Origin of the sequence: Paenibacillus sp. WLX2291, from assembly GCF_046603665.1 — a bacterium.
Lineage (GTDB): Bacteria > Bacillota > Bacilli > Paenibacillales > Paenibacillaceae > Saccharibacillus.
On sequence record NZ_CP176755.1, the window covers coordinates 329,459 to 353,428 of the forward strand.

Below are 23,970 nucleotides of genomic sequence, written 5' to 3' on the forward strand. Positions count from 1 at the left end.
ATGTTAAATCGCAATGTTACGTTAAAAGACGGAACTGTCCTTCCTGCGATTGGGCAGGGGACGTGGAATATGGGTGACGATGCTTCGCGCCGCCAAGATGAGATTGAGGCGCTACAGCGTGGATTGGATCTTGGTTTGAGTGTGATTGATACCGCCGAGATGTATGGGGAAGGACGCTCCGAATCGCTCGTTGGTGAAGCGATTCAAGGACGACGGGACGATACATTTCTCGTTTCCAAAGTGTATCCGCACAATGCAGGTGGCGAGCGGCTCATACACAGCTGTGAGCAAAGCTTGAAGCGACTCGGAACAGATTATTTGGATCTGTATTTGCTACATTGGCGTGGGCAGATTCCGCTGCATGAGACAGTGGAAGGCATGGAACGTTTGGTACGTGATGGCAAAATTCGCCGCTGGGGCGTATCCAATCTGGATGTGGATGATATGAATGCGCTGATCAATCTTCCGGACGGCAAACAATGCGCGGTTAATCAGGTGCTCTACCATCTCGGTTCACGCGGCATTGAATATGATCTACTATCATGGCAGGCAGAGCACCAGATTCCAGTGATGGCATATTCGCCATTGGCACAAGCTGGCTCGCTACGCCGTGAATTGATGAATCATCCCGTTGTACAGCAAGTGGCGGATGAAGTACATGCTCAGCCATTTCAGGTGATGCTGTCATGGTGTATTCGCAGCGGTCATGTACTCGCTATTCCCAAGGCTTCGTCGGCAGCGCATGTGGAGGACAACGCGGCAGCCGCTGCATTAGAGTTAAATGAAGCGCAAGTACAGCGATTGAGCGAGGCATTCCCCGCACCTGCTCATAAAGTGCCGCTGGATATCATTTGATCCTTAGGCATGCTTATGTCCATGATTCGTATTCTATGTATTCCTTTTCCATCTCGAATGAGAGTGTCTAACACATCATCCTATGAACCGTATCCAACAAGCGATACAACGAGCGATTCAGAGAGGCGGAACTACCATGCAGCATCATTATCTGTTTATTAGCAGTTGGACGATTGGTGCGCCGCGTGCCCAATTGTGGGATATGGCGAATGAGATTGAACGTATCGATTGCTGGAACAATGTCGTCTTTGACAAAGTAGAGCGTGGTGACGGTCCAGACGGCATTGGCGACGTATTCCAATGTACGTTTCAAACGAAAATGCTGTTCCGCCTGTCCATTCGTCTCAAGGTGGTTGATCGTCGCAAGCCGAATCAGTTCACGCTGGAGGTCGAAGGACCGCTTGCTGGTATCGGCACCTGCTACATGGAAGAAACAGAGGACGGGCAATCGACATTGCTGCGCTGTGAGTGGAAGGTGCGGCTGGATCATGGCGGGCTGCGTGCGTTCAATCCAGTACTGCGTCCCGTCTATATCTGGAGTCACGATCGGGTAATGGATGAAGGTGTGCAAGGCGTTGCTGCCAGTCTGGGTGCTACGGTATCGGATCGGCATCATGAAACGAAGGTCTACCGCGCGAATAGCAGACAAACATCCTGACCGATGGAGGATTGAACGAAGATGGGGAACTATCAGTTTACACATAGCTGGCGGCTGCAAACGACATCCCGCAAGGTCTGGGAAATGATTAGCGATTTTGAGAAGATTGACAACTGGGAAGGTGTGACCTTTTGCAAGGTGCATCAGTCAGCTCACCCGCATGGCATCGGCGATGGCTATCGGATGAATATTCGTACCCGGTTTGGTTATCGGCTGTCCTTTGATTTTATTGTTGTGGAGAAGCGAGAAGGCACGCTGATTCGGTTGGAAGCGTCCGGCGATCTGCATGGGCATGGTATTTTTCGATTGGAGCAAACTGGTGACTGGACGGTGCTGCACTATCACTGGGAAGTACAAACTCGCAAGCCGTGGATGAGAATCTGTGAGCCATGGCTCCGTCCTTTTTTTATCTGGAATCATAATCAGGTGATTTATCGTGGGATTCGCGGATTAAGCCGTCATCTCGGTTCACAGGTGGTGCAATAAATAGCGATAAACGCGGGTGGATCTATCCATTGCCTGTTTATTCCCCGTCCATTGGGGTAAATGTCAGATAGGTAACATTCACTCATTATATACAAGCATGATCTTCTATATGATTTTCACAATATTGAAGGAGGCGTATGATTATGACTGGGAAAAAAGCATTATGGACAACGATTGGATTGGGTGCGGCTTATCTGATGCGTAACAAGGGAGCACGTGACAAAGTGATCAGTCAGGTGCGTAATATCTCCAATTCGCTGCGTCAGCGTAGCAATACCACAACTAGTTCATCTGCACATAGTCCGGCAACAGGTACAACGACTACAGGCACGAATAACATTAGTCCGCCAGCACAATAAGGCAGACTTTAATCGCAACGGAAGCATTACAGGATAGGCATATAGCCGATCTGGATCTTTATAAGACATCGATTATGCATAGCCGCGTAATCGATGTTTTTTTATGGAAAGAAATGAATGCAATCGTACGATAAATTTGTCGGTATTCGGTGATTATACGATGTGTAATATGGTGAAATAACGAGCAGCCCATACATATGTATATTTTATTCTATATAGAAATGTCGCTATTCGGTTGTCTGTTTAAAGGGTAATTTGCAGTATATCATTCTTTTTATAAGAAAGCCGACGATGTGTTGTGCATATACGGGAATAAACGATTGTTATACACGATATGTATTCATGAAGATAACGATTTTCTATTGGAACATAAGCGATTAAGATGTATAGATGTAGATAAATGGCAAGTGGTGGTATTTGGGAGGGGAGCAACATGATTAACCAATCAGGGCATGATCCAATGCTATATGAGCATATGTACCGGACCGCTTCCATCGGCATGGCGGTGATTATACCGCAGGAAGAGACGTGGAGCAGCGTCAATCCTGCATTGTGTCAGCTGCTAGGCTATGATGAGTCCCAACTGCTGCAATCTGGAGAGCAGCAGTTGGTTGCTATAGACAGCGTATCCGGTGACTCCTATATGACAATCGCAGAGGAGACACGTCATGTACAGAGTGATATGTACTGTACGGAACGGCAATTTCGTCATGTGCAGGGACATGTGCTTCGTATCGGAATCGAAGTATCGGTTGTACGTGATTCGAATGGAGAAGAAACCGCGTACATTGCCCAATTTCATGAATTAAAAGCATTACAGGAGCAGGTGCGCATGTCGGCGTCGGATCGGGAGATTTACCGACTGATTACCGAAAATGCCAAAGACCTAGTGTCGTATAGCAGTCCCGAAGGCATGCTGCGGTATGTATCCGATTCCTTTTATACCGTACTTGGGTACAGACCGGAGGAGATGGTCGGGCAAAATCGGATGCAATTTTATCATCCAGACGATGCTGGTCATATGATCGCTAGCGGACAGGCATATTTGGATCAAGGCACGGTAACGCGTCGATTGAAGCACAAAAACGGACATTTTCTCTGGTTTGAGATTTCCTTTCAGGTTGTACGAGATGAAGATGGGCATATTATGCAGATTCTGGGCATCGGTCGCAATGTGAATGACCGCAAAAAGTACGAAGACAGTCTGCATGAAGCCCAGCGAATTGCCCGTATCGCTTCATGGGATTGGGATTTAATCGCTGGAACATTGAGTGCGAGTCAGGAGGCACAGGAACTATTTCCTTATATGTTCACGAGTCACAATAATGCTGCCAATCGTGTATACGAACTGGTGCATCCGTCAGATCGTGAGCAGCTAATGAATGCGCTGCGTCATTCTATCTCAACCCGTCATGCAGGCGAAGGGATCTATCGCATTGTATTACCGGATGAGACGACGCGATATTTACAATCCCACTGGAATGTTGATACGGATCATGAAGGACGTGCGATCCAGATTATCGGGATGACGCAGGATATTACGTCCCGTATTCAAATGGAAGAGCGGCTCAAAGAAAGTGAGAGGCAGTATCGCCTGATTTCGGAGCAATCGCTCGACTTTATTAGCCAGTTGTCGGTACAAGATGGAATCTATCTGTATTGTTCGCCAGCTTGTTATACCATTCTTGGTTACGCTCGCGAAGAACTGACAGGAATGCCGATTCAGGATTATGTGCATCCAGATGACTGGTCAGCGGTGCAACGTTATATGACGATCTATGCAGCGGAGGAACAACCGAAACCGGTTACGTATCGCCATCGTCACAAGTCTGGCGGATACGTGTGGTTAGAAGCATCCGGTCGTTTTATTGAAAATGAAGATGGACAAGTACAGCAGCTACTCAGCATTGCACGTGACATTCAGGAGCGCCGACATGCTTCGCAACTCATTCAGGAGAGCGAGCAGCGATATCGTTCGCTGTTTGACTATAATCCAGCAAGTGTATTCTCGTTCGATACACAGGGACGGTATACAACGATCAATGCAGAGATGGAAAATTTGGTCGGTCGTACTGAAGACGAGTTAATCGGTCGATCGTTTGAATGCTTTGTTGCACCGGAAAATGTCTATGATACGGTGGAGCATTTTGAACGAGCGCTGCAAGGAGAACCGCAATCGTATGAATCACAGGTTGTCGTCAAAAATGGTGACAATCGCTTCGTTAACGTCGTCAATTTACCGATTGTCGTCGATGATCAGATTGTCGGTGTGTATGGCATTGCAACCGATATTACGGAAATGAAGCGGCATCTGGAGCAGATTGAGAAGCTCAGTAACGAATATACGCTTATTTTGAATTCTGTATCCGAAGGTATCTTCGGTCTGGATAATGAAGGCTATACGACGTTTATTAATCCGGCGGCAACACGAATGTTAGGCTTCAGCACGTATGAGCTGGCAGGTAAACCGTTACTGGAGATGTTCCAGTTAACACATGCGGACGGCACTAGCTATTTGCCACAGGATCATCCGATTGAACAGGCGCTGCGAGAAGGTCATTCGTATGAAGAACAGGAAGCCGTATTTTTGCGCAAAGATGGCACTAGTGTCCTTGTTTCTTACCGCATTACGCCCATCTGGGATCGTGGTCAGCGGAAAGGGGCAGTTGTCGTATTTAACGATATTACGAACGAAAAGCAGATCATCCGTGCTAAGGAAATGGCGGAGCGCGCAGACCGTGCCAAGTCTGAGTTCTTAGCGATTATGAGTCATGAGATTCGTACCCCGATGAATGGCATTATCGGTATGACCGGGTTGCTGGCGGATACGGATCTGGATGAGGAGCAACGTAGCTATATCGATATTGTGCGCGATAGCAGTGACGCATTGCTGCATATTTTGAATGAGATTCTGGATTTTAGCCGGATCGAAGCAGGCAAAATGATGCTGGATCACGCACCGATTCATCTGGGTTCACTGCTGGATAGCGTGTTCGACCTGTTCGCTGCGCGAGCGGCAGAAAAAGGAATTGAGCTGACGTATCAAACCGCTGAGCAGGTGCCTACGACGATTATTGGAGACGCTTCACGGCTGCGGCAAGTGCTGGTCAATCTGATCAGCAATGCAATCAAATTTACGGATAGCGGCAGTGTCGCGCTATCGGTACGACAGCTGGAGCAGCGATCCAGCGAATGTGTGCTTGAATTTGAAGTGAGCGATACCGGGATTGGTATTTCTAGCGACAAGCAGAATCTGCTGTTCCAATCGTTCTCGCAGCTGCATCCATCCATCAACCGCAAATATGGCGGAACTGGATTAGGGCTGGCGATTTGTAAAAAGCTGATTGAGCTGATGGGTGGTTCGATCAGCGTAGATAGCGAAGAAGGGCGCGGAGCTACATTCCGCTTTATCTTGCCAGCGCAATATTTGCCGGAGGAATATACAGTGGAGCCACTTCCAGAGGAGAATGATGGCGAGATCAGACATGATGAACACGCAAATGGGAAATATGGACCGCTGCGTATTCTGATTGCCGAAGATCATCCGGTGAATCAGAAATTACTGCGTGAGATGCTGCGCAAGTATGGGTATAAGCCGGATATAGCCTATAACGGACATGAAGCTGTTGTAGCAGCACTCACGCGTCCGTATGATCTGATCTTCATGGATGTTCAGATGCCTGAATTGGATGGTATTGAAGCAACGCGGGAGATCCGAAGTCGTTTACGGCAACATGAACAACCAATTATCGTAGCAGCTACCGCATTTGCCCGCAATGCCGATAAGGAAATGTGTCTGAACGCAGGTATGCAAGACTTTATTAGTAAGCCGCTTCGATTGCAGGAAGTAGAACGTGTATTAAAGGAATGTGCTGTCCATCTTCACCAGCTTGAATAGAGGAGGAGTAGGATGAAACGCAAACTACTAATCACAGGTGCCAGTGGCGTTATCGGTAGTGTGCTGTATGCCGGATTGCGGCAAGTATACGATGTCGTAGCGACCGACATAGAAGCCGATGAACAAGCAGGTATTCAGCAACTGGATATTACGAATGCACAGCAAGTAGATCAGATCATGCCGGGGATCGATACGATTCTCCACATCGCTTGGAAAAAGGACGAAGACGACTTTCTCGGCGTGGCGCTTCCGGTTAACGTAGGCGGAGCTTATCATCTGTATGAGGCGGCAAGACAGCACCATGTAAGACGTGTGATCTTCGCCAGCTCCAATCATGCGACCGGATTTTATCGGGTAGGTGAAGAGGTGGATGTGCATGATCCATACCGCCCCGACAGCATTTACGGGTTAAGCAAATGTTATATCGAATTGCTCGGACGGTGGTATGCGGATCGGTACGGTTTGTCTTCCTTTAATGTGCGGATTGGTAATTTCCCGGGTGATGATCGTCCGCATTCCGAGCGTTCTATGCATATCTGGATCTCGGAACGCGATATGATCCAGCTGATACAGCGTTGTATTGAAGCGGAGGATGACCGCAAATATATGAATCTGTACGGCACTTCCGCCAATACAGACAATTATTACGATATCGCTTATTTGGAACAGGCGATTGGCTACAAACCGCAAGACAATGCCGCTGATATTCTGGCAGCCGAACATCGTCAGCGTGATGACTTGAAGCAGGATGAGACGATCTATCAAGGCGGACAACAGCCATAATCCCTTTTAAAAAAAAGAAAAAGCCTGTCATATCCTGCTACCATGCAGCGTATGACAGGCTTTCTTTGTATCGAACAATCCAACGAAGGATCGAACGAAAGATCGAACGAGGAATCGTTGGCTAGAGCTATCTAATGAGAGGGCTATTCAGCGATGTAGTTATCCAATAACGACATGATGAGGGACGGGACACTGAATTGCCATTGCTTGCAGTCATAACAGACCATAATGGAGTAAGTAGGCGAGGACATTCAGCGATTTATACTTTAAAACGCGAAACCGAATCGTTTAATTCTTCTGCCAAATGCGCGAGTGATTGAGAGGAGGCGGCAGTTTCTTCGGCAGCAGCGGCAGATTCCTGACTTGCAGCCGCGATCGATTCGACCGAGATCATGACTTCATTCGCTTGTGCGGATTCCTCTTCACAAGCGGCAGCGATCTCGCTGACTTTCATCGCGGAATCGTTGACCATTTGAATGATTTTTTGGAAAGCTTCGCCAGTTTCATCCGCCAGTTTATTATTCTGGGCAAACGAAGTAACGCTATCGCGCGTATTTTGCTGCATCACTTTGATAATGCCGGTAATCTGTTTGGTTGCATCCATGCTGCGCTCTGCCAGCTTGCGTACTTCGTCGGCAACGACAGCGAAGCCTTTCCCTTGTTCACCGGCGCGTGCGGCTTCAATCGCGGCATTCAATGCCAGTAGATTCGTCTGATCGGCAATCTCGTCGATGACATCGATAATCTCACCGATACGCTGCGAATCTTGTTCTAATCGGTGAATAGCGTCGTTCACATGCTGCATGCTGATCATTGCATCATTCAGAACTTGTCCACCTTGATGCGCCATACCGGCGGTATCGTTGGACAGTTCCGCAGCTTCGCTAGCACTACGAGCAACAGAGTTAATAGCAGACGACAAATCTTCGAACAGCTCGGTAATATTGCTGGCGGATTCCGCCTGATTGGAGCTTGTGTTGGCAATTTCTTCAGTGGTAGCAGAGATTTCTTGGGAGGATGCAGCGACGCTTTGCGCAGACATAGAGATTTGTGCGATCAGATTGCGCAGATTATCTGCCATTCGGTTAAAGGAATGAGCCAGACGTCCGACTTCATCTTTGCTGCGAATATCAGATTGACCACTCAGATCGCCATCTGCGAATTGGTCGATCAGTTTGGACAGGTTTTGGAGTGGTTTGGAGATCGTACGAGCGATTAGATAGCCGAGCAGAATGCTGAACAGAGTAATACCGACGAGAATAAGGATAGTCAGCTGACGGGTGGAGCTGTAGCTGGACATGGCATCATTGTTCGCCTGTCCGGCAAGCTGATCGTTGATGCTAATCAATTGATCAATATGATCAGAGGCGCCGTCACCAGCAGGCTTGAGTGTGTTATCTTTGAAATCAACAAATGTTGCGCGTGCTTCATCACCTTGTACTTGTGCCAGGCTCATTGCTTGATCCAACAAGGTAATGTACTGATTGTACGTATTGTCGAACTTGGCTAATTCTTGTTGCTCCGCTGCCGTTGTAGCGAGCGGGCGATATTTAGCCATATTGTCGCTAATGCTTTGCTTCAAGTCTTTGATTTTGCTCAAATACTCGGTGGTCACGGTAGCATCAGATGTATTGTTCAGATTCAGATCACGCATGTTGACACGGATACGCTGGTAATAAATTTGTACGCCCGATAGCGTCTGGATGGATACGAGGTTTTTGTTGTATACCATATCCGTTTGGGAATTGCTTTTTTGCAGGTTTTGCAAACTATATACGCCAAAGGCGATCATGATGGCGATGACGACGAGAAAAGCGGAAATAATCTTAGCCGATGTATTCCAGTTAAGGAACCATTTCATTGTAATACCCCCATTTTAATCCATAATATATAATATATTTCGTCATCCTACTCATTATGGTAATAGGGAAAAAGTAATAATTTTGATCAAATTTTGAAACTTTTTCTCGCTAAAGGATCAAAATGTGAAGATGAGGGCAAATTTTGAAGCGCGGTTTTGTTTCGCTTGCAAGGCAGAAGGGGATAAAAGGATAGATCGTTTTTCAATCAAACATCGGTTGTGCTGCATATAAAATGAAGTCCAAAGGAGAGAATATTATGCAAAATATCGTAGAAAACGAAAAAGGTCTTGTGATGGAAATTGATGGCGAACCTAAAGCGGAAATTGGCTTTGGCCCTTACGATGACAAGTCTCTCATTATTGATCATACATTTGTATCGGAAGAACTACGTGGTCAGCATGTAGGTGAGCAATTGGTCAAACGGGTTGTCGATATTGCGCGTGAACAGGGCAAGACGATCGTTCCGGCATGTTCGTACGCGCAGGCGCAATTCAAACGCCATGAAGAATATCACGATATTTGGCGCAAAGACAACTAAGCCGGACATGAACCGCAAAACGTTCAAACTGTTGTCACCAAAAGGCTTGGTTCGTGTCCAAAATTTAAAATATAATGTACATTGAGGATGCACCAGATCCTGAGTCTGAATTGTAAAGATGGGAGCAAACACATGGGCAAAGGGACACAAACAGGCAATTTGAAGCCGACAACCAATAAAAACTTTGCGGGATTGATCATTACGGTATCAGTTGTTGCCAATATTATTATTCTGCTATTGTTCTTCGCACCGGGAATTGGTTACAAAGGGACACTCGATTTTGACGTGACAATTATGCCGCGTATGAATGCGATTTTTAACAGCTTTACGTTTATTTTTTTGGTGGCGGCATTGATTGCCATATTGAAGAAAAATATCAAATTGCACCGTGGCTTCATTCTAGCAGCCTTCTCCAGTACGCTGCTGTTTCTGGTCACGTACTTGAGCTTCCACTATCTGTCGCCCGAAACGGCACGGTATGGCGGTCAGGGCATCATTCGTCCGATTTACTTTTTCATTCTGATTACGCACAGTTTCCTGGCGGCAGTTGTTGTACCGCTGGCACTGTTCGCACTCGTATGGGGCTGGACGATGCAAATCTCCAAACACAAAAAAATCGTTCGTTGGACGATGCCCATCTGGCTATATGTCAGCTTCACTGGCGTAATCGTCTATCTGATGATGGCACCTTACTATTAAGCATACAAGTAGCTTCGACGAGCGATAACTATATCGAAGCTGTATCAACAGCATACATTGGCACAAACAAAAACCCGCAGCGAGTCAGCTGCGGGTTTTTCATAATAGTAGGTAGAACGATGGGCAGAAGTGGAGTGGATTCTTTAGAATCTGTCCATAAGGCTCGCCCGGCTACGGTATGACATGCTATGCAAAAGAAGGAATCACGTAGCGTGTATCTATCTGTACAATCGTGATGATTATTATTTAATACCGTCTTTGTAGTTTTTAGTCCAATGTTTGTCGCCAACGTGCATGAAGTCTTCTACTGTTCTTTCCAGTGTTTCGATCAATTGTGCTTTGATCTCGGAAATTGTGTCACGGTATACGCGTTCTTCATTGCCATTGATTTTCTCGCCGTAGATTGCCAGGGAAGCATTATATTGACGGTGTTTTTCAACCAGTTCGTCGATCGATTGCAGGGCGTGTTCAACGTAACGTGTAATTCCTTGTTGATCTTGTGGAATCATTTCGCGCAGTTGCATTACTTTACTTTGGTTTGTCATGATCATTCACCTCGAAGTTTTAATTGTAAATTTACATTAGCATATTTTCACAAATTGTTCATTAAATTTAGCTTAAATATGTTGATTTTTTTATATCATTTTTTAGCTCTTGTGAAAATATACCCTTTCTACCTATATATAATCATGGTCAAAGTCAAAAATCACTTTGAACCTTGTTTACTGAAAATGATGTGTCTAATTTGTGACTTTAGTTGTGTGTAATACTATTTCGGCAGTACCATTTTCAAAATGTATAGCGTTTATAACTTTTGTCGCAAAAAATCGAATAATAGGAATTTATTCCTATGCTTATTGAACTATAAGTTATTTTGATGCTTGATTTCCTATGCATTAGAAAATAACATGGGAGCGTGTACATTGAGCGTAAACGAGGTAATAGTACATAACAGGTAGCCAATCGTTTTGCAGCGTGAAGCAGGGTTTCATTGTATGACAGGCGAAAGGTACACAGAGGATTCAACCCCGTATTGACAGCTGGCAGACGAAGCAAACGGTCATTGACCGGAATTATGGAGGTGGCATAGTGGAAGTCCATACGTTAAAACAGGTTGAGAAACTAGCATTGGAAAAGCATTACATCTACAAACAGAGCAAATTGCGCTACCTTTCCCGGTCCATGCTGGCAAGTATGTTTATTGGCTTCGGTGTAATTGTAGCCTTTAAAACAGGGAATTTCTTTTATGCGGTAGAATCACCAGCAGCGTATCCGATGGCGGCGCTCACGTTTGGTGCGGCGATCATCTTGATCTCGCTCGGCGGTGGGGATTTGTTTACAGGCGATACGTTCTATTACTCGTATGCCGCACTGGTGCATAAGCTGAAGTGGTTGCAGGTAGTCAGGCTATGGGTGACGAGTTATATTGGTAATATTCTTGGTGCCTGTGCATTTGCGTTATTGATTTACTTGACGGGATTGTACGCGGATCATTCGGTTAACGGGTTTCTGCTTGGGGTGGTTGAACACAAGATGGAAGCGCCCACGTCGCAGTTGTTCTTCCGGGCGATTTTGTGTAACTGGCTCGTCTGTCTGGCATTCTTCATCCCGATGGGATTGAAAAATGAAGTAGCCAAGCTATTCTGTATGATGCTGTTCGTATTCTGCTTCTTTATTTCCGGGTATGAACACAGTATCGCTAACATGTGTACATTTGCGATTGCGCTGGTAGTGGATCACCCCGCTACGATTAATTTTGCTGGCGTTGTTCACAATCTGGTGCCTGTTACCATTGGTAATCTGATTGGTGGCTCGGTATTCATGGCGATGATGTATTACTACGTCAACAAGCCGTTTATGAAAGACCCGGCTTATGGTGGTAGCGATGAACAACAACCGACAGAGCGTGAACTGCATTAAATCTAAATCGCGGACAATACAAAATGATAGTCAGATGCAAGGGATGGATCTATAGAAGGCTAAGGGACTGTCGTATATGTATTATCGGCAGTCCTTTTGTCTATGTTCATATGTCAGTTTTGACTATCTATCATTTATTTACAAAAAGATAAAAATATACCTTATTTTATTGTAAAACAGGACTTTTATATTAACGGAATGTAAAATTTCGACGAAATACAACTTTTTTTGTAGTTCTATAGTTTCATTATTCTTCTCGTTTGGGTACAATGGTATAGCACGTTATATTATTGTGAACGAAGGAGAATGACATAAATATATGAGTATCTATCAATTTTCGGCGAAGGCAATGAATGGCAAGGACATTTCGTTAGAGGATTATCGCGATAAGGTTGTTCTGATCGTCAATACAGCGAGTCAATGCGGATTCACCTTCCAGTATGAAGATTTGCAACGTCTGTATGAGCGCTATTCGGAAAAAGGTTTTGTGATTCTGGGCTTCCCATCCAACCAGTTTGCAGATCAAGAGCCGGACGGCAACGACCGTATCAATGCCTTTTGCACATTGAATTATGGTGTCTCCTTCCCGATGTTCCAAAAAGTCGATGTACGTGATCGCAATGCGCATCCACTGTTCACGTATCTGGCAGATAGCAAACCGTTTGAAGGATTTGATACGACGCACTCGGTTGCAAAAATCCTGTTGCCGCTGCTGCATGAGCGTCATCCAGAATATCTGCCGGGCAATTCGATCAAATGGAACTTTACCAAGTTCCTGATCGGTCGTGACGGAGCTGTCGTGAAGCGCTTTGAGTCGACAACCGATCCGTATGATATGGAACAAGATATCGAAGCATTGCTCTAATAGCAGTAATACGTATGAATCGTCCGATATATACAGCCTGAATATACATTCTTGATTGATATACTGCTACCGTTACATAAGGAAGCAGAGCAGGGTGAGCTTGTTATCCATCTTGCGTGTGCAAGTATCGGCTTGATATGGTTTGTACGTATCGAAATAAATAGTAAAATCCCGGTGTGAGGAGCACCGGGATTTTTGGCATACACACATTTCTATATGATGAGCAGTCCAATCAGAGGGTCAGTGAAGATAAGCTGATGGGACAGTCATACCGATCGTTAGTGCCGAGGATACAGCAAAGGATAGCGATACATGACTAGATTACATTGCGCTGGCGAACATGTTGATAACATCTTCTTTGGATGGCTGGATCGGGTTGGTTACACCGCACGCATCCTTCATCGCATTAGCAGCGAGTGTGTCGAAGTCGTCGCGTTTTACGCCCAGTTGTTCCAGACCAGCAGGAATACCGACGCGTACCGCCAGCTTCTCAATCGCTTGGATTGCCAGCTCAGCGCCTTGCTCTGGTTGACTCTCATCGACCGTTTCGCCCAGTGTACGAGCAATGATCGTCAGACGTGCAGCCGCAGCGGTTGCATTGTAGCGTTCTACATGTGGCAACAGGATCGCATTACACACGCCGTGTGGCAGATCGTAGAAGCCACCCAGTTGATGTGCCATTGCATGCACATAACCAAGACCCGCATTGTTAAATGCCATACCGGCGAGGAATTCCGCATACGCCATTTGCTCGCGAGCTTCTTCATCCTGTCCATTGTCGACAGCGCGTACCAGATAGTCGCGAATCAGCTCAATCGCTTTTAGCGCGCACGCATCGGTAATTGGTGTTGCATCGGTAGATACATATGCTTCGATGGAGTGAGTCAGCGCATCCATACCAGTAGCGGCAGTCAATGATTTTGGCATAGCCATCATCAGCTGTGGATCATTCACAGCGATGAGCGGTGTCGTGTGCTTGTCGACGATTGCCATTTTTACATGACGTACTTCATCGGTAATGATGCAGAACTTGGTCATTTCGCTGGCAGTACCAGCAGTAGTGTTGATCGCAACTAGTGGTGCAGCTGGTAACAGGGAGCGATCTACACCTTCGTAATCTTCGATCGTTCCATTATTCGTGGCAAGCAGCGCTACCCCTTTGGCGCAGTCATGTGGAGAACCGCCACCAAGGGAGATAATACAGTCGCATGCATGCTGACGATACAGTTCTAGCCCTTCGTTGACATTCGTAACGGTCGGATTCGGACGTGTGCCATTATAAATAACGGAAGCAATTCCTTCTTTGTCCAGCATATCCGTAACGGTAGCGGCAATGCCGATATCGACGAGTGGTTTATCCGTAACGATTAACGCTTTTTTGTATTGCAGCTTGCGAATTTCTTGTCCTGCGTCTTGCAGAGAACCGGAGCCCATCAGACTCATACCGGGCATTGTAAATTTAGTCGTACCTGCCATTGTGATCAACCTCGCTTATTGGAAGATGGAATCAATTGAGTTATAATCTCTGTGTTCAGTGTAAATCGCCAACGGTTATAGAAATATCGATTTCTGCGCAAAAATATACGTGGCTTCAGGAAGGTGAACGTATGGATCAGGCATTACGTTGTTTTGACCGGTATAACGAGCTTCAATATGGATATCAGACTGATCTGCTGCGCATTTTGTATTACGATCTGCCACAGGATTACAGCGAGACGTACGCTTCCTATGAATATCCGAAATTATGTACCATTTTGAATGGGCAAAAACATGTGCGTATCAACGGCACACAAGAGCAGTTTGTTTACGATAACAGCGAAATGGTGCTGCTACCTCCGCGCTCGCTCGTAGAGATGAAGATTCCTATGCCGACGCGCGCGCTTGTATTTGAGCTAAGTGACCAACTGGTGGAACGACTGCAAAGTACGGTAGAGGAAGAACTATCCACTTCGATCATTCTGGAGCAGAGTGGATTGCTGCGCTGCGGCATCGATCATCGTACTCACGAATTAAACGAGACGATCCAGCGTATCCGTCGCTATCTATGTTACGATGACAAAAGTAAACGTTTTCTCGTTGATCTGGCAGCACAGGAATTGACGTACCATCTGCTGCATATTCAAGGTGCTGAGCAAATCTTGCATCTGCGCAGCAATGATCCGGTACAACAAGCGATTCGTGAAATTAACGAGCAGATCGGTGAGATTCATCATGTGCGCGATCTGGCGAGTCATTACCAGATGTCCCATACGAATTTTACGAGCCGATTCAAAAAGTTAACCGGGCTAAGTCCGCGTGAATATATTACGAATCGCAAATTGGAAGAAGCCGAACGTCGACTGGAACGCTGTACAGTGACCGAGGTAGCGATGGATCTGCATTATGATAATATTTCTCATTTTATCGGACTGTTCAAAAAGAAATACGGCATGACACCGAAGCAATATCAATTGGAACTTCAACATCGACGTGTCATTCATCACCCCGCTGCTCCATCGACGGAATATAGCCTGCACTAACAGCAGCAAACACGGAATATACAAAAAGCATACAAAAAAACCGACTTCGCGATGATAGTCGGTTTTATTTCATACAAAAGCTTCCTGATGTACAGGATGTATGTGTGTAGGGATCAGATCTAGTAACGGCTACGAGCAACAGTGGCGCACTTTTTCATGTAAGCCAGTTTGCGGATGATTTCCTTTTGCCATTTCTGGTCGCCGATATGAACAGCCAGATTAAGCATATCCAAATAATCATCTATTTGAAGTGAAGTTTTCTGGGTCATTACGTTCATTGAGGTTCCGTCTCCTTTGTCATGCACCGATTGGCGCTGCATCTGGGTTGTGGTATATACCTGTATTGTTGATTCATCGGACATGTGGTAAACAATTATGTTATCGTAATATTATCAATCCGTTATCAATCAATCAGGAATGATAATCATTATCACATCTTCTTTCTCATTGTAAGCATACCGGTAGTGAAATGCAAATGATTTGACTATATTTCTTTAAATTTTTTTTAAAAAGTAATAGTTTGTTCACCTTTTCACAATATTTTTTGCAAGCAAAGGAGAATCGTATGTCCTATCAACGGATCAAATGGATGATTCTATTCCTGCCGACGGTAACGATCGGGTTATGGGAATATGTGCGTCATCAATGGTTAATGCCGTATCTATCAATGGAGGCAGGCAACTGGCTATCGCCGTTAATCATCTATATCGTCAGTATTACAGTGCTGCGCGGGCTGTTTCAAATGATGGAACATACGCGTGCTGCGCTAGATCAGGAACGAATTGCCAAAGGCAAGCTGGAAGAACGGCAACAGCTGGCGGGAGAATTGCATGATGGGGTAGCACAATCGCTATTTCTGCTCGGTGTGCGTCTGGATCAGGCACGCCGCCGATTTGATCAGCCACAGGTGGTGCAACTGTTGAACGATCTTAGTCGCACGGTCAGTGAGGCGAATCATGATGTGCGTCAGGCGATTGCTGATCTGAAGCAGGCGCCGCGTCAGGAGGGCGCGCAGACTTCGTCGTTGGAAGCGCGTATTCAGGCGATGGTGCCGCTTGCCGGGGTAAAGGTGGACGTGGACTGGCAATTAGAGGACGATATATTTTCCCCGTCAGAGCAGGCAGAGCTGCTTGCCTGTCTCCGGGAGGCGCTGCTCAATATTCACAAGCATGCTCGTGCACGTAGTGCCCGTATCGTCGGCATGATGAATGAGAGGGGTTGGCAGATTGCGGTGGAGGATGATGGTAGCGGGTATAACAGAGATGATCTGGAGCAGCCGGGACGGTTTGGATTGCGGATTACGGCAGAGCGTGCACAGCAGCGCGGGTGGACATTTGATTTTGAGCGGGTCGATGAACGGACAGTATTTGTATTGAGGGAGGGCAAGCATCATGGATAAGGTGCGAGTGTTGATTGTGGATGATCATGCGCATGCGCGTGAGGCGACGAGTGTTATTTTATCGGAAGATCCGTTGTTTGATATTGTCGGTACAGCGGCAAGTGGACAGGAAGCACTGGATTTTACAGAGAAATGGATGCCAGATCTGATCCTGATGGACATTTCGATGAAAGGTATGGATGGGCTGGAGACGACGCGACTGATCAAGCTGCGCTTTCCGTATGTGAAGATTATTATGATGACAGTATCGGATGATGCGGCGCATCTGTTCGAGGCGATCAAGCAAGGAGCACAGGGCTATCTGCTCAAAAGTTTGCCGCCATCGACATGGCTGGAATATTTGCGAAGTGTTGCTTCGGATCAGGAGGGCATGAGTCAGGAGATTGCGCTGCGGATTTTGCAGGAGTTTCCGTTTGGCAAGACGCGCAGCGATCCAGCGGCGGATACGCTAACCCGGCGGGAGCGGGAGATTCTGCAATGGGTATCGTCAGGCATGACCAATCGGGAGATTGCCGCCGAGCTGACAATTTCGGAGCAGACGGTGAAGAATCATCTCAAAAATATTTTGCAAAAATTACAGCTGGAGAATCGGGTACAGCTGACCCGGTATGCGATGGAGCAGGGATTGGCGTCCGATCGGCAGCATCGTCCATAATTCATTCAAATTTAAACGGAAAAGATGGATTTTATAGCCCCTTCTAGTCATTTTCAGATGCTGGTATTCTTTGTATCATACAATAGAGGTATGACCGAACGCTGACAATGGATGAGGAAGACGGCGGATTGGGCTATTTTCTATTCCATGTCCTGATTGGCATGTCACCAGTACAGGTAATAATGCAGCAGGACACGACTTCAATGATAAAGCAGGTGAGCAATCATTTCGGATTATACAACAATGGATACGTATGGTAACAGCAATAACAGGGAGCAGATGTCACTTGGCGCTGCACTGTGGCGCCGCTGGCGGGTGATTGCTACAGCACTGCTGGCAACGATGCTGCTGATGCTGAGTGTAGCTTTTCCACAGCAGGTATCGGCGCATGCGTCGGTGACACAATCTACACCAGCACAAAATGAAGTGCTCACTCAGTCGCCCAAGCAACTGAAGATCAAGTTCAACGAAGATATTCAGCGGGCGTATTATGGCATGACGTTGATGAATTCAGAAGGGCAGAGCATCGACGGTATTACGGCGCGGGTCGATGAGAATGACGGTACGACTATGCTAGCGGATGTATCGCAAACGTTACCAAGCGATGTGTACACCCTTTCTTGGAAAGCGATCTCTGGTGACGGGCATCCGGTGGAAGGCGTAATCATATTCCAGCTTGGCGATGGTGCAGGCAAATCGCTAAAGGAAGCGACGCAGGTGTCGCTGGATGACAGTAAACCACTCAGCCCGCTGCTCATTGTGGCACGCTGGCTGCAATATGCGGCGCAGGCGATTGTGCTTGGTTTGCTCTGTCTGTCGCTATTTCTCATGCCGCCAGCATATCGTCAGCAAATGGCATGGATGAACGAATCACGGTATCATCTACTGCTACTTGGTGGTGCGGTGCTAGCATTGATCGCGCTGGTGGCTCAGCTGCCGCTGCGTATATCATGGACAGCAGATGTACCGTTATCGGCAATTGGCGGTCAATTCAGCGATACGTTTAACGGAACGGTGTTTGGCAAGGTATGGATCTTGCAGACGATTGCTGCTGTTATCGTGCTGATCTGCGTACTGTTGCAATCGCTACGCAGATGGTCGCAGGGCATACGCAATCTGCTAGGGATGATCGCTTTTGCGCTGATAGCATTGGGATTGCTGGCAAAAGCGTTTGACGGTCATGCGTTTGCTGAGCAGTACGCGGTATTGGCGGTTGCGGCGGATTATATTCATCTCTTGTCCGCATTGATCTGGAGCGGTGCGCTACTGGCGCTAGCGTTATTCTTGCCGCGAATCGTGAACGGTATAGAGGGCGAGCAGCGCCGCATGCTGTATTGGGGCATCATTCGTCGATTCTCTTGGTGGGCGATTGCTTCGGTAGCTGCACTGCTGGTGACGGGGATGTATGGCAGCTTGTTGTATTTGCCAACATGGAGTGCCTTGTTTAATACGGGTTACGGTTTAACGTTATTGTCCAAAATGCTGCTGTTTCTCGTAATGGTAGCGTTTGGCGGCATGAACTATGTGAAGGGGCGCAAGCAGGAAGGCGAGATCGGCAAAGATATGGTTTGGGAAGTGCTGACCGGCTTCGTCATTCTGGTGCTGGCAGCGATCCTCGTTCATCTGTCACCGTACGCCGCACCACTTGGTAATAGCGGAACGCCGCGCGGCGTTCAAACGCAGGTGCAGCAGGTGGACGGTTATGATATTAGCCTGAAGGTGCCGCCGAGTCGAATGGGGATGAATACCTTTACCGTGACGGTGAAGGATCAGCAGGGCAAGCCAGTAGATGTGGAGCAGATTATACTCCAATTGCAGCATCTCGATATGGCGATGGCACCGACCAATATTACGATTACTGCCAAGAATGGCAAAGATGGCGTATATGAAACGCAGGGCATGATCAGCATGAACGGGAGCTGGCAAGTCGATATGCGTATTTTGACAAAATCGCTGAACGCGGTAGAAACGAAATTTACGCTAAAAGTACCGGGCTCTTGATGAAGATGCAAATATTTTACTATAGACGACAAAGGGGAATTGTACAGATGAAAAAGAACACGTTATGGACAAAAATGATAACGACCGGTGCAGCGGTTACCTTCGCAGGTATGTTAGTATTTAGCGGAATTGCCAGTGCGCACGTAACGGTGAAGCCAGCAACCTCCGCTACTGGCGCATGGGAAACGTATACGCTCAAAGTGCCTTCGGAAAAAGACATTCCAACAACCAAAGTGACACTGAAAGTGCCAGAAAACCTGTCCTTCAAGCAATATCAGCCTGTTCCGGGCTGGAAAGTAACCACTGAGAAGAATGATGCTGGTGAAATCTCCACCGTTACTTGGGAAGCGGAGAGCGGCGGCATTGAAGATGGTCAATTCCAGCAATTCGTCTTTGTCGGTCAGAATCCAGAGCAGGACAGCGATCTTGCTTGGGATGCATATCAGTATTACAGTGATGGCAGTATTGTAGAATGGACGGGTGCAGAGGGTAGCGATTCCCCGCACTCCATCACTGTAGTTAGCAAAGATGGCGCAACTGCCGCTGCACCAGCGGATCACGGTCATGACAGTGCAGGTACATCCGGTACAGAAACAACACCGGAAGATGCCACAGCAACAACTGGTACGGAAACGACAACTGACAATAGTGCCGCAGGCAGCGAGAATGCGGCTACCGGCACTACAGCGACAGATAGCACAACCGCTGGTACGATGACAGGTACAGCTGCTCCAGCAGCCAATACTGGTCTGCAAACTGCAACGCTCGTCATTGCCATCGTGGCATTGATTGCCGCAGTGGGTGCATGGGTAACAGCAGCGCGTAAACGTCGCGGCTAACTCACTGTGATTGTCGATGCGTCGATCACTACGTATTTCGCGATTATTTTAGCGTCTATCGTATAACCGATGAAAATATGCAGACTTCATACTGTAGATTCGGATGCATAGTATACAAATCGTGATATTGTGAACAAAAGTTGCATACGTAAAAATGAACAAAGCCTGACATCAGATCGGAGATTACCTCTGAATCAAGATGTCAGGTTTTTTCGTTTACATATTGATTCCGCTTACATGAATGAAATAGCTACTGAACAAAATGATTTATCACATCTGTAATGAATGTTTATAACTTTTTTCGAATTTTTTTGTAAAAAAACCTCACATATCTATTGCGCAGACAAGAATCCATTTCCTATAATCAATTAAACGAAAATATCGTTAATAGGTCTAAAATTAGGGGGAAGGTCAGTGAGTGGATTAAATGGTGCAACAGCAAAGCAGCAGTCGGGGAATACGGGGTTGTTTGGAATGGTGGAACGGATCGGTAACAAGATTCCGAATCCATTTTTGTTATTTGTATATCTCATCGTCATTCTGATGTTGGCAACGGCAGTGCTGTCATGGCTGCATATTTCCGTAACCGATCCGACTAATGGCGAGCAGGTTACCGTCAAAAACCTGCTGAGCAAAGAAGGCATTCAGTGGATTCTACCCAATATTATCGCCAATTTTAGCGGCTTTAAGCCTCTTGGCTCTATTCTCGCACTCGTGTTAGGTGCTGGTCTTGCCGAGAAAGTTGGATTGCTGCAAGCGTTGATGCTAAAAATGGCATCCCGCGTCAGTGCCCGCTATGCCAGCTATATGGTGCTGTTTATCGCTTTCTTCAGTCATGTGTCCTCCGATGCGGCGCTTGTCATTATGCCTCCGCTCGGCGCACTGATCTTCCTCGCTGTTGGGCGTCATCCGGTGGCTGGGCTGATGGCGGCAATCGCTGGGGTTGGTTCCGGGTTTACCGCGAATCTGTTAATTGTAACGACGGATGTGTTGCTGTCAGGTATTAGTACCGAAGCTGCGGCTGCGATCAATCCGGCGGCAACGGTCAGCGTACTGGATAACTGGTTCTTTATGGCAGCTTCAGTAATCGTGCTGACGATTACGGGCGGGATTATCACTGACAAGTTTGTTGAACCAAGATTGCCTGCGTATCACCCGTCTGACGGTGATGGCGATCATCAGCTGGAAACTCTCACACCGCAGCAGAACAAAGGTCTGATCGTCAGCGGTATTGCAGTACTGGTTTCGCTGATTGTGCTAGCGCTCATGATTCTGCCGTCCAATGCCATTTTGCGTGATCCAGAGCTGGGCACGATTGTGCCATCGCCGTTCATGTCGGGCATTGTGCCGATCATTATTTTCCTATTCTTCGTCGCCGCGATTGCATACGGGCTGGCAACACGCCAGATTACGAATCAAAATGATCTGCCACGTCTGTTGACCGATCCGATGAAAGGCATGGCAGGCTTTATCGTAATGGTGTTCCCGCTGGCACAGTTTGTCGCTTTCTTCAATTGGAGCAATATGGGCAAGTTTATGGCGCTCGGTCTGACTGATCTGCTGGAAAAGACAAATATGACGGGTGTACCTGCCTTCCTCGGTCTGATGTTCCTGTCCGCTCTGCTCTGTATGTTCATTGCCAGCGGTTCGGCAATCTGGTCGATTCTGGCACCGGTATTCGTACCGATGTTTATGCTGCTCGGGTATCATCCGGCATTTGCACAGATGATCTTCCGCGTGGCGGACTCGTCCGTCATTCCATTTGCTCCGATGTCACCGTTTCTGCCACTGTTCCTCGGCTTCTTGCAGCGATATCGGAAAGATGCAAAGCTAGGTACGTATTACTCTCTAGTGCTGCCATATCCGATTGTCTTTCTCATCGTCTGGTCGCTGCTGCTGGTCGTCTGGTATATACTGGGATTACCGATTGGACCGGGTGTATATCCGAAGTTGGAAGGCTAACTCATAGCGTACACATAAATATCTGTTCGAACACGTGAAGGACGGAAGGCGAATACTGGATAAATATTGGCTTTGCCGCTTATCGATCGGACTGGATGTTGTTATTCGTCATGCAAGCTCTGTTTGATCTTGTATTCACTCTATTTTGTGCCTTTAGCTATAGAAACGATTGTGTAAACAAACATGAGCGTATTACCTCATCGTTATCCGCGTCGCCCGGTACGTTTTCGTTCGCCGGGTGGTGCGATCTTACCTACAACCATCACAGGAGATGAACAACATGTTGGATATTATTGAAATGCGTCGCGATCTACATCGACACCCTGAGCTTGGATTTACCGAATTCCGTACCGCCACTATTGTCGTAGAGACGTTGCAGTCGCTTGGCTACGAGGTCATTTACGGTCGTGATGCGATTGATGGACCTTCGCGTCGTGGCTTGCCGTCCGAAGAAGTGTTAGATCATGCCTATGAGCGTGCGATCAAGAACGGAGCAAATCCGCAGATTGCGGAGCAGATGAAAGGCGGCTATACGGGCGTAGTCGGTATTTTGCGTGGCAGTGAGCCAGGACCAACGCTGGCGTTTCGTTTTGATATGGATGCATTGCCGATCAAGGAAAGTACAGATCAGCAACATGTGCCACAGGCGGAAGGATTTATTTCGCAATTTAACGGCAATATGCATGCGTGCGCGCATGATGGACATACTACTATCGGTCTGGGCGTTGCTGAAGCGCTCTCCAAGCAGAAGCTAAAAGGCACGATCAAGCTAATTTTCCAGCCTGCCGAGGAAGGTGTGCGCGGCGCATATGCGATGGTCGAAAAAGGAATGCTGGACGATGTAGATTATCTGTTCTGCGCCCATCTTGGCTGCGATGTGCCAACAGGGCAGGTGCATGGTGGAACACAAGGATATCTGGCAACAACGAAGCTGGCAGTACAATTCCACGGTGTTGCATCCCACGCAGGCGCTGACCCGGAAAAAGGCAACAATGCACTGCTTGGTGCAGCGACGGCACTGCTGAATATTCATGCAATTCCACGTTTCAGCACAGGCGATACTCGAATCAATGTTGGTGTATTGGAAGGCGGAACCGCCGCCAACATTATCCCTGAGCATGCACGTATGATCGTGGAAACACGCTCGGAATCGGAAGAAACCAACCGTGATCTGGAACAGCGGGTACGCCGCATTATCGAACATAGCGCCGGTATGCACGAGCTGACCTATGAAATTGAAGTTGCCGGTGGAGCCATTCCGATCACTTGCGATCCAGACATGGTAGAGCTGGCAAATGAAGCTGCGCGGGATGCCGCAGGCGTACACACTGTACCGGAGCAGATGGCATATTCAACCGGTAGTGAGGACGCAAGCTATATGGTACGCCGCGTACAGGAACACGGCGGCAAAGCGACCTATATGATCGTTGGTGCCAGCAATCCGGTGCCACATCATCATCCACGCTTTGATATTGAAGAGGAAAGTCTGCATATCGGTATCGACGTATTTCGCCGAATTGCAAAGCGCTTGCTGCAAGCGGAATAATGATATGAGTGGGCTAATATGTCGGGATCTACGTAAACCGACGAATGCGATCGGTGCAGTCTTCTTTTGTGCAGGGAACTTGGTATAATGGATATGATACGCCGGTGGCAGACCGGGCATATCTTT

The 23,970-nt window shown here is 47.2% G+C and carries 21 protein-coding genes; 17 read left to right on the forward strand and 4 right to left on the reverse strand.

Annotated elements, in window-relative coordinates; translation table 11 throughout:
* The 6 genes from ACDE64_RS01390 (at window position 1) to ACDE64_RS01415 (ending at window position 7,039) form a co-directional block, all read left to right on the forward strand.
* Complete coding sequence (locus ACDE64_RS01390; RefSeq protein WP_411348752.1) at window positions 1-855, forward strand: aldo/keto reductase; 855 nt, start codon at window positions 1-3, stop codon at window positions 853-855.
* Window positions 856-991: 136 nt separating this feature from the next.
* On the forward strand, window positions 992-1,513 hold the full coding sequence (locus ACDE64_RS01395) for a hypothetical protein (protein WP_411348753.1): 522 nt from the start codon (window positions 992-994) through the stop codon (window positions 1,511-1,513).
* A gap of 21 nt (window positions 1,514-1,534) precedes the next feature.
* The gene (locus ACDE64_RS01400; protein WP_411344773.1) at window positions 1,535-1,999 is read left to right on the forward strand and encodes a hypothetical protein; all 465 of its coding nucleotides are present in this window, start codon (window positions 1,535-1,537) and stop codon (window positions 1,997-1,999) included.
* A 143-nt stretch (window positions 2,000-2,142) separates the two neighbouring features.
* A complete protein-coding gene (locus tag ACDE64_RS01405) occupies window positions 2,143-2,358 on the forward strand; it encodes a hypothetical protein (RefSeq protein ID WP_411348754.1) in 216 nt (71 codons plus the stop codon).
* A gap of 433 nt (window positions 2,359-2,791) precedes the next feature.
* Entirely contained in the window at window positions 2,792-6,256 is a 3,465-nt protein-coding gene (locus ACDE64_RS01410) for a PAS domain S-box protein (protein WP_411348755.1), read from the forward strand.
* A 12-nt stretch (window positions 6,257-6,268) separates the two neighbouring features.
* Window positions 6,269-7,039: an NAD-dependent epimerase/dehydratase family protein gene (locus tag ACDE64_RS01415; RefSeq protein ID WP_411348756.1), complete on the forward strand. Its 771-nt coding sequence runs from the start codon at window positions 6,269-6,271 to the stop codon at window positions 7,037-7,039.
* Window positions 7,040-7,298: 259 nt separating this feature from the next.
* On the opposite strand, the gene ACDE64_RS01420 is transcribed toward ACDE64_RS01415, so the two are convergent.
* Window positions 7,299-8,900, reverse strand: a complete 1,602-nt coding sequence (locus ACDE64_RS01420; RefSeq protein WP_411348757.1) for a methyl-accepting chemotaxis protein — start codon at window positions 8,898-8,900, stop codon at window positions 7,299-7,301.
* A gap of 257 nt (window positions 8,901-9,157) precedes the next feature.
* Between ACDE64_RS01420 and ACDE64_RS01425 the strand changes: the two genes are divergently transcribed.
* Window positions 9,158-9,439: a GNAT family N-acetyltransferase gene (locus ACDE64_RS01425; protein ID WP_411344778.1), complete on the forward strand. Its 282-nt coding sequence runs from the start codon at window positions 9,158-9,160 to the stop codon at window positions 9,437-9,439.
* Between the two features lie 132 nt (window positions 9,440-9,571).
* A complete protein-coding gene (locus tag ACDE64_RS01430) occupies window positions 9,572-10,138 on the forward strand; it encodes a DUF420 domain-containing protein (RefSeq protein ID WP_411344779.1) in 567 nt (188 codons plus the stop codon).
* A gap of 242 nt (window positions 10,139-10,380) precedes the next feature.
* On the opposite strand, the gene ACDE64_RS01435 is transcribed toward ACDE64_RS01430, so the two are convergent.
* Complete coding sequence (locus ACDE64_RS01435) at window positions 10,381-10,683, reverse strand: hypothetical protein (protein WP_411344780.1); 303 nt, start codon at window positions 10,681-10,683, stop codon at window positions 10,381-10,383.
* 544 nt (window positions 10,684-11,227) lie between these two features.
* Between ACDE64_RS01435 and ACDE64_RS01440 the strand changes: the two genes are divergently transcribed.
* Together ACDE64_RS01440 and ACDE64_RS01445 are read left to right on the forward strand one after the other, a co-directional pair.
* Window positions 11,228-12,058, forward strand: coding sequence for a formate/nitrite transporter family protein (locus tag ACDE64_RS01440; RefSeq protein WP_411348758.1), 831 nt, complete (start codon window positions 11,228-11,230; stop codon window positions 12,056-12,058).
* Window positions 12,059-12,377: 319 nt separating this feature from the next.
* Complete coding sequence (locus tag ACDE64_RS01445; protein WP_411344782.1) at window positions 12,378-12,923, forward strand: glutathione peroxidase; 546 nt, start codon at window positions 12,378-12,380, stop codon at window positions 12,921-12,923.
* A 321-nt stretch (window positions 12,924-13,244) separates the two neighbouring features.
* Here the strand turns inward: ACDE64_RS01445 and ACDE64_RS01450 are convergent, their stop codons facing one another.
* Window positions 13,245-14,399: an iron-containing alcohol dehydrogenase gene (locus ACDE64_RS01450; protein WP_411344783.1), complete on the reverse strand. Its 1,155-nt coding sequence runs from the start codon at window positions 14,397-14,399 to the stop codon at window positions 13,245-13,247.
* 131 nt (window positions 14,400-14,530) lie between these two features.
* On the opposite strand from ACDE64_RS01450, the gene ACDE64_RS01455 reads away from it, so the two are divergent.
* On the forward strand, window positions 14,531-15,442 hold the full coding sequence (locus ACDE64_RS01455; protein WP_411344784.1) for an AraC family transcriptional regulator: 912 nt from the start codon (window positions 14,531-14,533) through the stop codon (window positions 15,440-15,442).
* Window positions 15,443-15,561: 119 nt separating this feature from the next.
* On the opposite strand, the gene ACDE64_RS01460 is transcribed toward ACDE64_RS01455, so the two are convergent.
* The gene (locus ACDE64_RS01460; protein WP_411344785.1) at window positions 15,562-15,720 is read right to left on the reverse strand and encodes a hypothetical protein; all 159 of its coding nucleotides are present in this window, start codon (window positions 15,718-15,720) and stop codon (window positions 15,562-15,564) included.
* A gap of 287 nt (window positions 15,721-16,007) precedes the next feature.
* Between ACDE64_RS01460 and ACDE64_RS01465 the strand changes: the two genes are divergently transcribed.
* The 6 genes from ACDE64_RS01465 to ACDE64_RS01490 all read left to right on the forward strand — a co-directional run bounded on the left by ACDE64_RS01465 (window position 16,008) and on the right by ACDE64_RS01490 (window position 23,844).
* Window positions 16,008-16,841 carry a sensor histidine kinase gene (locus tag ACDE64_RS01465; protein ID WP_411348759.1) on the forward strand — a complete coding sequence of 278 codons (834 nt, stop codon included), beginning with the start codon at window positions 16,008-16,010 and terminating at the stop codon, window positions 16,839-16,841.
* Window positions 16,834-17,496, forward strand: a complete 663-nt coding sequence (locus tag ACDE64_RS01470) for a response regulator (protein WP_411348760.1) — start codon at window positions 16,834-16,836, stop codon at window positions 17,494-17,496. Before ACDE64_RS01465 ends, ACDE64_RS01470 begins: the two co-directional genes overlap by 8 nt.
* Before the next feature lie 243 nt (window positions 17,497-17,739).
* Window positions 17,740-19,497 carry a copper resistance CopC/CopD family protein gene (locus ACDE64_RS01475; RefSeq protein WP_411348761.1) on the forward strand — a complete coding sequence of 586 codons (1,758 nt, stop codon included), beginning with the start codon at window positions 17,740-17,742 and terminating at the stop codon, window positions 19,495-19,497.
* Between the two features lie 47 nt (window positions 19,498-19,544).
* A complete protein-coding gene (locus ACDE64_RS01480) occupies window positions 19,545-20,336 on the forward strand; it encodes a YcnI family protein (protein ID WP_411344789.1) in 792 nt (263 codons plus the stop codon).
* Window positions 20,337-20,750: 414 nt separating this feature from the next.
* On the forward strand, window positions 20,751-22,298 hold the full coding sequence (abgT, locus tag ACDE64_RS01485) for a p-aminobenzoyl-glutamate transporter (RefSeq protein WP_411344790.1): 1,548 nt from the start codon (window positions 20,751-20,753) through the stop codon (window positions 22,296-22,298).
* Between the two features lie 280 nt (window positions 22,299-22,578).
* Complete coding sequence (locus ACDE64_RS01490; protein ID WP_411348762.1) at window positions 22,579-23,844, forward strand: amidohydrolase; 1,266 nt, start codon at window positions 22,579-22,581, stop codon at window positions 23,842-23,844.
* The last annotated feature ends 126 nt before the right edge of the window (window positions 23,845-23,970 follow it).

Excerpts from the sequence above, each read along its gene's own strand:
- ACDE64_RS01390 (WP_411348752.1), top strand. The coding sequence starts at position 1 with ATGTTAAATCGCAATGTTACGTTAAAAGACGGAACTGTCCTTCCTGCG.
- ACDE64_RS01395 (WP_411348753.1), top strand. The coding sequence starts at position 992 with ATGCAGCATCATTATCTGTTTATTAGCAGTTGGACGATTGGTGCGCCG.
- ACDE64_RS01400 (WP_411344773.1), top strand. The coding sequence starts at position 1,535 with ATGGGGAACTATCAGTTTACACATAGCTGGCGGCTGCAAACGACATCC.
- ACDE64_RS01405 (WP_411348754.1), top strand. The coding sequence starts at position 2,143 with ATGACTGGGAAAAAAGCATTATGGACAACGATTGGATTGGGTGCGGCT.
- ACDE64_RS01410 (WP_411348755.1), top strand. The coding sequence starts at position 2,792 with ATGATTAACCAATCAGGGCATGATCCAATGCTATATGAGCATATGTAC.
- ACDE64_RS01415 (WP_411348756.1), top strand. The coding sequence starts at position 6,269 with ATGAAACGCAAACTACTAATCACAGGTGCCAGTGGCGTTATCGGTAGT.
- ACDE64_RS01420 (WP_411348757.1), bottom strand. The coding sequence starts at position 8,900 with ATGAAATGGTTCCTTAACTGGAATACATCGGCTAAGATTATTTCCGCT.
- ACDE64_RS01425 (WP_411344778.1), top strand. The coding sequence starts at position 9,158 with ATGCAAAATATCGTAGAAAACGAAAAAGGTCTTGTGATGGAAATTGAT.
- ACDE64_RS01430 (WP_411344779.1), top strand. The coding sequence starts at position 9,572 with ATGGGCAAAGGGACACAAACAGGCAATTTGAAGCCGACAACCAATAAA.
- ACDE64_RS01435 (WP_411344780.1), bottom strand. The coding sequence starts at position 10,683 with ATGACAAACCAAAGTAAAGTAATGCAACTGCGCGAAATGATTCCACAA.
- ACDE64_RS01445 (WP_411344782.1), top strand. The coding sequence starts at position 12,378 with ATGAGTATCTATCAATTTTCGGCGAAGGCAATGAATGGCAAGGACATT.
- ACDE64_RS01450 (WP_411344783.1), bottom strand. The coding sequence starts at position 14,399 with ATGGCAGGTACGACTAAATTTACAATGCCCGGTATGAGTCTGATGGGC.
- ACDE64_RS01455 (WP_411344784.1), top strand. The coding sequence starts at position 14,531 with ATGGATCAGGCATTACGTTGTTTTGACCGGTATAACGAGCTTCAATAT.
- ACDE64_RS01460 (WP_411344785.1), bottom strand. The coding sequence starts at position 15,720 with ATGAACGTAATGACCCAGAAAACTTCACTTCAAATAGATGATTATTTG.
- ACDE64_RS01465 (WP_411348759.1), top strand. The coding sequence starts at position 16,008 with ATGTCCTATCAACGGATCAAATGGATGATTCTATTCCTGCCGACGGTA.
- ACDE64_RS01470 (WP_411348760.1), top strand. The coding sequence starts at position 16,834 with ATGGATAAGGTGCGAGTGTTGATTGTGGATGATCATGCGCATGCGCGT.
- ACDE64_RS01475 (WP_411348761.1), top strand. The coding sequence starts at position 17,740 with ATGGATACGTATGGTAACAGCAATAACAGGGAGCAGATGTCACTTGGC.
- ACDE64_RS01480 (WP_411344789.1), top strand. The coding sequence starts at position 19,545 with ATGAAAAAGAACACGTTATGGACAAAAATGATAACGACCGGTGCAGCG.
- ACDE64_RS01490 (WP_411348762.1), top strand. The coding sequence starts at position 22,579 with ATGTTGGATATTATTGAAATGCGTCGCGATCTACATCGACACCCTGAG.